A 6,586-nucleotide genomic window follows, 5' to 3' on the forward strand; every position below is an offset into this window, starting at 1 on the left:
CAAGAATACGGGTGCGGGCGGGCGATGGGGTCAGCGCGTTGACGGCGATGTCATGGCTGGCGAGCTCCTTGCCGAGCGACTTGGTCAGCGCCAGCACGCCGGCTTTGGCGGCCGAATAGGCGGCAGCGTTGGGATTGCCTTCCTTGCCGGCGACGGAAGCGACGTTGACGATGCGGCCGTAATTGCGCGCGATCATGCCGGGCACCAGCCGCCGGCAGCAGTAGAAGACGCCGTTGAGGTCGATGTCGACGATCTGGCGCCATGCGGCGGGATCATAGTCCACCACGGTCGCGGCCGGCCCGGCGATGCCGGCATTGTTGACGAGAAGATCGACAGGACCGAGCGCCCGCTCGGTTTCGATGGCGGCACGATCGACGGCCTCGATTTGCGACTGGTCGCAAGTGAAGGCTTCGACGCGGCCAAGCGGCTCAAGCTCGGCCAAGGCGCTCGTCATCGCGGCCTGGTCGATGTCCCAGATGGCGACGCTTGCGCCCGACGACAGCAGGCGGCGGGCCACGGCAAGGCCGATGCCTTGCGCGCCGCCCGTCACGACGGCGACGCGGCCAGAGAGGTCGACGGCATTCAAACGGCGGTTCATGGGCATTTCCTTTATTTCCCCATGCGTTTGGTAGCGCGGATCAGTCCCTGACGTTTCGCGCCACAAGCTTGGCGACGCTTGGCCCAATGAGCAGAACGACCAGGAAGCGGGCCGACTGCAGCGCCATGACGAAGGAGATATCGACGTTCTGCGCGGCGGCGGCGATAATGGCCACACTGTCCATGCCGCCGGGGCTGGTCGCCAGATAAGCGGTCAGCGGGTCGATACCGAGCAGGCGGCTGATGACGAAGGCCAGCCCGCCACAGAATGCGATCAGCGCCACGATCGAGGCGATGATCTGCGGCAGGGCGCGTGCGGCGTGGCGCAGGATCGGTCGGGTGAAGTTCAAACCGATCGACCAGCTGACCATTGCGTAGCTGAGCGCCAGCAGCCAGGGCGGCAATTGCATCGGCACGCCGAAGCCGAGATGAACCACGGCGCCGAAGATGAAGGTGCCGAGAAAGAAGGGCGAGGGCAACCGCAGCAGCCTTCCCAGCAGGCCGCCGACGATCGCGATGCCGATGGTGGCGGCGAAGGCCATCGGGTTGATCGGCGGAAACCACACGATGGGCGGCACTTCGACGCCTGAGGTGTCGACCCACATCTTGGCAACCAGCGCCGCCGTCATCGAGACAAAGATGACGCGCAGATATTGCATGAAGGCGACGAGGCGCTGATCGGCGCCGAAGGCGCCGGCCATCAGAACCATGGCGGTGGCGGCCCCTGGCGAGGAGCCCCAGACGGCCGTGGTGCCGGGCAGGATGCGCCAGCGGCTGATCAGCCAGCCGAGCAGGCTGGAGGCAGTGAGCGTCGCCACCACTGTCCCGAAGAAGAGCGCCCATTCAGCGTAGAAGACCGGAAAGATGTCGGCGGAGATCGAATTCGCCACCAGGCAGCCAACCACGGCCTGGGCGGAGCCGAACAGCACGCGGGGCACGCGTACGGTGGCGCCGTTGGTGCCGGCCAGGATCGCGGCAAGCATCGGGCCGATCAGCAGCGCCGCCGGCAGGGCCGCGAGTTCCAGCGCACCGGCAAACAGCAGCGAGAATATCACCAGCGCCAGCCATTGCTGCGGCCAGCGCAATCGGGCCATGCGTTCAACGGACGGTTGATCCGGGGGCGATTGTTCCGGCGAGGAGTCCATATCCGGCTCTTAGACCGGGCACGGGCAAATGCGAACCCATTTTCCCGCTGAAAGTTCTATTTCTCCGGACTCGCTCTCAACCGTTCTTCTCGGAGGCTGGAAGGCCGAAGCCGCCGACCGGATGGGTCTCGACCTGGAATTCGAAACCGGCGATGAAAGGGCGCGCCTTGGCGATCGCCGCCTGGACTTCCGGCAGTTGCAGGGAAGCCTTGTGGCTTGCCTGGTCCGTCCACACTTCGGTGACCCAGATCGCGTCGGCATCTACCGGATCGGTGGCGATGATGTAGCTCAGGCAACCGGGCAGCGCGGCGGTGCTTTCACGCAGCACGTCCATGACCGCGTCGCGCTGGCCGCGTGCCGCCCGCATCTTGCCGATCAGTCCGAACATGCCTTTCCTCTCCCTGCAGGTTGTATGCTGCCCGAGTATGCAGTCGACGGCTCACGGCATCAACTGGCCACCATTGACCTCGATCACCTGGCCGATGATGTAGCCGCTCAAGAGATCGGAAGACAGGAACAGATAGGCGCCGACGCAATCATTGGCCGTTCCGGCGCGGCCCTGCGGGATGGTCGCAACCATGGCCTTCATCTGCTCGGCGCTCGAATAGCGCTCGTGAAACGGCGTCAGGATGGTGCCGGGCGCCACGGCGTTGACGCGGATGCCGAAACCGATCAACTCCTTGGCCATGCCACGCGTCACGTTGGAGACGAAGGCCTTGGACGAGCCGTAGAGGCCGGCGCCGCCGCCGGCGCCGTTGCGGGCGGCGATCGAGGTGGTGTTGATGATGAAGCCGCCCTGGCGCTTCAGCCACGGGATCGCCTTGCGCGAGGCGGTCAGCACCGATCGCGCATTGAGGTTCATCACCGCGTCGTAGTGCGCTTCGGTCTGGTCGGCATAGGCGACGCGGCCGAGCATGCCGCCGGCGTTGTTGACCAGACCGTCGAGTCGGCCGAAATGTTTTGCGCTTTCCTCAACGACGCGCTCGACGTCGGCGGGGATCGAAAAGTCGCCCTGGGTCAAAAGAACGTCGCCGCCGTCGTCGCGGATGGACCCGGCGAGCCTTTCGGCGGCTTCCCGGCTTGAATTGTAATGCAGGGCGACGCGGCATTTCTGCCGGGCATAGGCGTGGGCAAGCGCTCCGCCGATCCCGGTCGACGCGCCGGTGACCAGCACCACTTTGCCGGCAAGGTCGGGAATGACAAGTGGCATCGTCATGTTGGCTGGCACGTCGCGACCTCCGGGATTTCTACTGGCAATTGGTAGACGCTTGCCGGCCGGGCATTCAAGTCAAGAGGCGAAATCAGGGGCGCGAAATCAGGGCCGGAGATAGACATAGCCCTGGCGCTGCAGTTCCGCGAGGTTGACGACCCCGCCCTTCTCGGCGACCTGGAAGCCGTCGATCAGATCGGTGACGGCAATGTCCATGCCGCGCAATGTGTTGCCGCAGGCCTGTGGAACGAGCCCCTGCTGGACGAGGCCGGCAAACCGGCTGGATGTCGCGCCGGAAGCACTCTTCGCCTTGAAGGCGGCAAGCGCCGGGCCGTGCACGACCAGGACGATGTCGACGTTGCCGCCGGTGCCCTCATAGTGGTTCTTGATATTGCCGAGGACGAAATTGACCTTGTCGGCATCGCTGAGATGATAGGCGACCTTCAGCCTTTCCTCGTTCAAGGCGGCACTTGCCTGGCGCAGGCCGAAAAGGCCGGCCGCTCCGGCCAGGCCGGCGCGGAAAATGTCACGGCGCAGCATCGTATCCTCCTCGATTCGCCGGCTCTCGCAATTTTGCGTGGTCCGGGGCGTCACTGCCTTTTGTTCTTACGCAATTGCGGGCGGAAAACCGCCGCACACTTTTCCTGGAACTGCTCCTAGACTAGCATAAATCACAGTCCTGTCGGTGCGAGGAGGGTGGCATGACGTCAAGGATGGTTGGGGGCGCGGCGCTCGGCGCGGCACTGTTCATTTCTGGCGCCGCGCTTGCCGAGGACGCTCTCAAACTCACCGAATTGAGCCCCAACGGCGCCGACGCCTGCTTCGGCCGCGTCTATGATGCCGCCCATCTCAAGGCGCATCCGCACCAGAAGGTCGCGCGCATCTTCTTCTACTATGGCCATGACCCCGTCAGCCGGCCGAACGAGGAACCCGCCACTGACGCCGACAGCTCCTATAATGGCTTCCTCACCACCACGGTGCGCGGTGCCAAGGCGCCGGAATGGACCGGCGGCTGGTGCAACAAGGAGGATCCGGACGACAAGGCGAGCGGCATCCGTTGCGGCATGGATTGCGATCGCACGCTCGCCTCGCTCAAGGTCGACGAGAAGGGGCGGCTGATCCTCACCGATCTGCAGCCCGACGTGTATCTCGACGCGGGCGCGGAGGAGGATCTCGGCAAGGCGGAATACAACAAGCAGGCGCTGGGCAGCGAAGACGACAATTTCCGCCTCGATCCGATGCCGGCCGCCAACTGCAAGGCGGAGTTCGCGCGCATCGATCCGATCGATCCGGCGCTGGGCGCGCCACTGCGCGAACGGCTGAAGCCAGACCAACCCTTCTGCTACGGCCGCGACTATGACGACGCGCATCTGAAGTCGCATCCCGACCAGGTGACGCAGTCGATCCGCGTCTTCCGCGGTCCGATCGAGCTCGCTTCCTTCGCCGCCGGCGGCGATACCGCCAACTGGCCCGACGGCGCCGATATCGCGGTGTCGGTGACGACCAGGCAGAAGGGAGCCAAGGTTACCCAGACCTATACCTGCCAGGGCGAGGCCGACCAGTGGCGCTGCTCAGCAAGTTCGAAGATGAGCGATTTTGCCTGCGACATCTCGCAGAAGGAGATTTTCCTCAAGCGCGGCGCCGGCGGCACGATGATGCTGGCCAACCCCAACAGCGCGCTCGCCATCGTCGACCTCTGCTCGAAGGCCGCGAGTGGCAAGACGAAATCCGACGACAAGGTCTATAGGCTGAACCCGATGCCCCAATCGGCCTGCACGCCATAACTTTCGCTTCGTCATTCTATAGCGGAGCAAGGAGCGAAGCGACGCGGCGCAGACCATAGAATCCCGGGAGGCTTCGCCGAAACTTCCAAGGCTGCGATACGAATTGCCTTACGCGAAAGGCACCGCCGTCGTGCCCCTCGGCAGCTTGGCCTCGTCGTCCGGCTCGACATGGATGGTGACGCGCACGGAGGGGATCTCGGCCTTCAGCGCGTCCTCGATGCGGTCGCAGATGACATGGCTGGCGCCGACCGTCATGTCCGCGTCGACGACCAGGTGAAACTCGATGAAGGTGGCGCGCCCGGCAATGCGCGTCTTCAGGTCATGCACCTCGATTGCGCCCTTCGAATTGGCCGAGATGACGTCGCGGATTTGTATGTGCTCATGGCTGTCGACGGCGCGGTCCATCAGCCCGTTCATCGACGAGCCGATGACATGCCAGCCCTGCCACAGGATGTTGAGCGCGACAATGACGGCAAGCGCCGGGTCGAGGATCTGCCAGCCGGTCAGGACCGCGCTGACAAGGCCGCCGAACACGCCGACGGATGTCACCACATCGGTCATGATGTGCTGGCCGTCGGCGACCAGAGCCGGCGACTTCGCGTTCCGGCCGGAGCTGATCAGGGTCCAGGCCCAGATCGCGTTGATGACGGTCGCCACGCCGTTGACGGCAAGGCCTGTCCAGGGCTGCTCTAGCGGAGCCGGATGCTGCCAGGATAGCCACACCTCGTTGAGGATCAGGAGGGCTGCGACGATAATCAGCACGCCCTCGAGAACGGCGGAGAAATACTCGGCCTTGTGATGGCCGAAGGGATGGTCCTGATCGGCGGGCTTGTAGCTGACCTGGATCGCCCAGAAAGCGGCGGCCGAAGCGATGACATTGACGATCGATTCGGCCGCGTCCGAATAGAGCGCGACCGAGCCGGTGATGTACCAGGCGGCGACCTTGAGGGCGAGCACGACACCGGCGACGACGATCGACCAGAAGGCCAGCCTTTCGACCTTCTGCCTGGTCGCGGCTTTCGCCGCGGCCGCTGTCATGTCCCGCGCTTCCGTCATCGTCCCTACGCGGCCTTCTCCTTGGCCTTGCGGGGCAGATGCGCGACGATGTTCTCGATGATGCGCATGCCGGCATTGTGACCGAGCGTCATGATCGATTCCGGATGGAACTGCACGGCGGCGATCGGCTCCTTGCGGTGCTCGAAGGCCATGATGACGCCGTCCTCGGTCTCGGCGGTGACCACGAAATCATCCGGCAGGCGCACCGGGTCGGCGAAGATCGAGTGATAGCGGCCAACCGTCACTTCCTTCGGAAGCCCTGAGAAGATGATGCCGGGCTTCGAGACGCGGATGCGCGACGGCTTGCCGTGCATCGGGATGTGCAATTGCCTCAACTCGCCGCCATAGGCTTCGGCCAGCGCCTGCAGGCCGAGGCAGACGCCGAATACCGGCAGGTCGCGGGCGCGAGCCCTCTTGATGGTCGCGGCGCAGTCGAAATCCTTCGGCGTGCCGGGGCCGGGCGAGAGCACGACGAGATCGGGCTTCAGCCGCTCGAAGACCTCTTCCGGCACCGGCGTGCGCACGGTCGAGACATTGGCTCCGGTCTGGCGGAAGTAGTTGGCCAGGGTGTGGACGAAGCTATCCTCGTGGTCGACCAACAGGATATTCACCCCGTCGCCGACGCGCGCGGTGGCGCGTTCGGCGCCGGTTGCGTTGCCGGTTTTGGCGTCGCGGATGGCGGAGAGCATGGCGGATGCCTTCAGTTCGGTTTCGGCTTCTTCTTCCTCGGGAACGCTGTCGAAAAGCAATGTGGCGCCGGCGCGCACTTCGGCGATGCCGTCCTTGATGCGGAT

The 6,586-nt window shown here is 64.7% G+C and carries 8 protein-coding genes; 1 reads left to right on the plus strand and 7 read right to left on the minus strand.

Translation table 11 applies throughout. From position 1 onward, the window contains the following. The 5 genes from EOA38_RS11575 to EOA38_RS11595 all read right to left on the minus strand — a co-directional run. A partial coding sequence (locus tag EOA38_RS11575) for an SDR family NAD(P)-dependent oxidoreductase (protein ID WP_245480816.1) occupies window positions 1–586 on the minus strand: 586 nt, incomplete at its 3' end. Window positions 587–638: 52 nt separating this feature from the next. Next, window positions 639–1,742, minus strand: coding sequence for an AbrB family transcriptional regulator (locus EOA38_RS11580; protein WP_127299257.1), 1,104 nt, complete (start codon window positions 1,740–1,742; stop codon window positions 639–641). A 76-nt stretch (window positions 1,743–1,818) separates the two neighbouring features. Beyond that, window positions 1,819–2,130 carry a putative quinol monooxygenase gene (locus EOA38_RS11585; RefSeq protein ID WP_126092310.1) on the minus strand — a complete coding sequence of 104 codons (312 nt, stop codon included), beginning with the start codon at window positions 2,128–2,130 and terminating at the stop codon, window positions 1,819–1,821. Between the two features lie 51 nt (window positions 2,131–2,181). Further along, entirely contained in the window at window positions 2,182–2,958 is a 777-nt protein-coding gene (locus EOA38_RS11590; RefSeq protein ID WP_189350661.1) for an SDR family oxidoreductase, read from the minus strand. Between the two features lie 99 nt (window positions 2,959–3,057). Then, entirely contained in the window at window positions 3,058–3,492 is a 435-nt protein-coding gene (locus tag EOA38_RS11595; protein WP_126092311.1) for a DsrE family protein, read from the minus strand. Window positions 3,493–3,653: 161 nt separating this feature from the next. On the opposite strand from EOA38_RS11595, the gene EOA38_RS11600 reads away from it, so the two are divergent. Continuing rightward, window positions 3,654–4,736, plus strand: a complete 1,083-nt coding sequence (locus EOA38_RS11600) for a hypothetical protein (protein ID WP_126092312.1) — start codon at window positions 3,654–3,656, stop codon at window positions 4,734–4,736. Between the two features lie 108 nt (window positions 4,737–4,844). On the opposite strand, the gene EOA38_RS11605 is transcribed toward EOA38_RS11600, so the two are convergent. Then, the gene (locus tag EOA38_RS11605) at window positions 4,845–5,792 is read right to left on the minus strand and encodes a cation diffusion facilitator family transporter (protein ID WP_126092313.1); all 948 of its coding nucleotides are present in this window, start codon (window positions 5,790–5,792) and stop codon (window positions 4,845–4,847) included. A 5-nt stretch (window positions 5,793–5,797) separates the two neighbouring features. Next, window positions 5,798–6,586 (minus strand): gamma-glutamyl-gamma-aminobutyrate hydrolase family protein (locus EOA38_RS11610; RefSeq protein ID WP_189434614.1); only part of this gene is annotated, 789 nt, incomplete at its 5' end.

This window comes from Mesorhizobium sp. M1E.F.Ca.ET.041.01.1.1, from assembly GCF_003997355.1.
In the GTDB taxonomy this organism is placed as follows: domain Bacteria; phylum Pseudomonadota; class Alphaproteobacteria; order Rhizobiales; family Rhizobiaceae; genus Mesorhizobium.